This is a genomic window from Leptolyngbya cf. ectocarpi LEGE 11479 (assembly GCF_015207065.1).
Lineage (GTDB): Bacteria > Cyanobacteriota > Cyanobacteriia > Phormidesmidales > Phormidesmidaceae > Leptothoe > Leptothoe ectocarpi.
Genome location: NZ_JADEXP010000540.1, coordinates 1 through 2,719, shown reverse-complemented (window position 1 = coordinate 2,719; position 2,719 = coordinate 1). Strand labels below are relative to the sequence as shown.

The 2,719-nt window shown below is 49.8% G+C and carries 3 protein-coding genes; 1 reads left to right on the top strand and 2 read right to left on the bottom strand.

Annotated elements, in window-relative coordinates:
- Positions 1-352: 352 nt before the first annotated feature.
- Both ruvC and bchI read right to left on the bottom strand, forming a co-directional pair.
- On the bottom strand, positions 353-847 hold the full coding sequence (gene ruvC / locus IQ260_RS29610; RefSeq protein ID WP_193996639.1) for a crossover junction endodeoxyribonuclease RuvC: 495 nt from the start codon (positions 845-847) through the stop codon (positions 353-355).
- Positions 848-1,927 (bottom strand): magnesium chelatase ATPase subunit I, encoded by a 1,080-nt coding sequence (gene bchI, locus IQ260_RS29605; RefSeq protein WP_193996638.1) that lies wholly within the window; start codon positions 1,925-1,927, stop codon positions 848-850.
- Between the two features lie 162 nt (positions 1,928-2,089).
- Between bchI and msrP the strand changes: the two genes are divergently transcribed.
- Positions 2,090-2,719: protein-methionine-sulfoxide reductase catalytic subunit MsrP (msrP, locus tag IQ260_RS29600; protein ID WP_193996637.1), on the top strand; the 630-nt coding region annotated here is incomplete at its 3' end.

The window sequence follows — 2,719 nt, the reverse complement described above, 5'->3', positions numbered from 1 at the left end:
CCCACTTTTCGTAGTAGACCCGGTATGATGCATGTCATGGCTATTCAGGTGGGTTTGTCTGTTAACAAAACCTTAGTGCCTGAATAGCTTTTCTGGCTATTTCTCTCGCTTTTCTGTCCGGACTATTGTTACGTCAGAGTGCAAGAAAAACTTCATCAGTTGCGTAACGCATTGGACACAAAACCTCAAAATCCTGCTGACATTACTCGTTTAGAAACGGAAGTCCGTAGCATGTTGAGTCGACGTGCGCCCTTCACAGCTCTTATTCGCAGTAGAGTTGCCAAAATATGGCCATGTGAAAAATATTTTGACTAACCTTTTCCTGTCAATCCACCCATGCTGACGAATTAGATTAATCCAAGTTAAACCAACCGGTCATAGCTACTGCGAGAGCGTCGGCAGCATCGTCGGGTCGAGGAATCTTTTCTAGCTTGAGTTCTCGCTGTACGGCTTCTTGGACATCTTTTTTGTCAGCATTACCATAGCCTGTAAGCGCCTGCTTAATTTGAGCTGGAGTAAATTCCAAAAAGGGAAGGTTATGCTGCGCTAGCACCAGCATAACAACTCCCCTAGCTTGGGCCACCAAAATTGTGTTCCCCATGCGGTAAAAAAACAACTTTTCGATAGAAACAGAATCAGGCTGATAGGTCTCAATAATACTGTTGAGATCCTCATAGATGGTGCATAGCCGTGAGCCCACCTCTGTTCCCGCAGGCGTCTCAATAATGCCAAAATCAACCACCGCGAGATCGGGTTTAAGATCTCGGGTGGTGGCTGGATCATATTCAAGAATGCCGAATCCTAGGATGGCTAAACCAGGATCTAACCCCAAGATTCGTTTGCGCATCTATCGAGCACCCACAGGGGTGCGGCCATTGGCAGAGGGATCAGGAATCGTTACCCCAAAAACAGTGCCAAAGGTTTTCTCAACCTTATAGCCAGAATCAATAGATTCCAACGGATCCTTCCGTAAACGGTGACGCAGACAAAGAGCAATAACAGTCTGAATGTCATCAAGGGTTACTTCAGTACGCCCCTCGTAGGCGGCTAATGCTTTAGCGGCGCGATTAGACACAATATCACCCCGGAGACCATCAACATCTAGCTCAGAGCACACCTGGGAAATCTGCACCCGATACTCGTGGTCCATGGTGACGTCCTTGAGACGCTGCTGCGCGCTGACGATTTTCTCCTGCAGCGCTGTTTGCTCAGCCTGATATTTGTCTAAAAATGCATCGGGGTCTTGGTCAAACTCAGAGCGCTGGTCCACAATCTGTACGCGCTGGCCCGGATCCTTGACTGTCCGAATCTCAGCATGCATGCCAAAACGGTCCAGCAGCTGGGGACGCAACTCGCCTTCTTCCGGGTTACCCGAGCCGATCAAAACGAACTGTGCCGGGTGGCGAATGGAAATGCCCTCGCGCTCTACCGTATTGCGCCCTGACGCGGCAGAGTCCAGCAGGACATCAACGAGGTGGTCATCTAGCAGGTTGACTTCATCGACATACAGCAACCCTCGGTTAGCCTTAGCTAATAAACCCGGTTCAAAGGCTTTCACACCTTCAGATAGGGCCTTCTCAATATCAATGGTGCCGCACACACGGTCTTCGGTGGCACCGAGCGGTAGATCCACCATGGGCACCTTCATCGTTCCTGCTGGAACAGCCTGCCCGTCGAATTCTTGCTTAACCTCAGGATCCTCAGGAGCACGGTTAAACGGATCGTTTTCGACCACACTGATCTCAGGCAATAGATCGGCTAGTGCTCGGATAGTCGTAGATTTGCCAGTACCGCGATCGCCCATGATCATGACCCCGCCAATCTTAGGGTCAATGACATTCAAGATCAGGGCCAGTTTCATATCTTCTTGGCCGATGACCGCAGTAAAGGGAAAAACGGCGCGCCGGATAGAGGTAGCAGTACTCACAGGGCTTCTTAAACGTAAGGTATTTAATGACTAGGTTTAATTGTGCCACAGTGCGGTTCGCCTACCGCTGTCATTCAGTTTCTGCTCATTTAGCGTTCAGGTGAATAGGCTAAGGTATCTCCAGTTGTATGCCCTGTTTCTCCCTGCCCCTAGCCTTCAGCCATGAGCTTTATTCATATTCGTCCCAACTGGCAACTGCCTGAGACATTAGCCACCTCAGAAACGGCTTACTTCAACCGTCGTCGATTTCTTAAAAACTTAGCGGGTGTCGGCTTTGGTATTGCTGCCACCAGCTGCTACGGTCGCCCCCTGACGGCCCAAGGTTCTGAGACTTTCGATGGTACTTTGGGTGATCCTCTGCCCAATGTCAGGACTAATCCAGCGTTTACTGACGCTGGACGTCCGGTGACCGAACAGAGATTTGCCAGTCGCTACAACAACTTCTATGAGTTTGGCTTGACAAAAAATATTTGGGAAAACGCGCAAAACCTGCCAACAGAGCCCTGGAAGCTAGAGATTGCTGGCCTAGTCAAAAACCCCAAAACCTACGATCTTAACGATCTCTACACAAAATTTCCATTAGAAGAACGGATTTATCGATTTCGCTGCGTCGAAGCATGGGCCATGGTTGTTCCCTGGCTCGGGTTTCCGATGCGTAAACTGCTAGAAGATGTGGAACCCACATCGGCGGCTAAGTTTGTCCGCTTTGAATCGTTCTACGACGAAGCCATTACTGAGGGACCGGCGGTCTCATTTTCCAATTTGCCCTGGCCGTACCACGAAGGATTACGC

Bases quoted from the DNA above. Each gene is read 5' to 3' on its own strand.
- ruvC (WP_193996639.1), bottom strand. From the start codon at position 847: ATGCGCAAACGAATCTTGGGGTTAGATCCTGGTTTAGCCATCCTAGGA.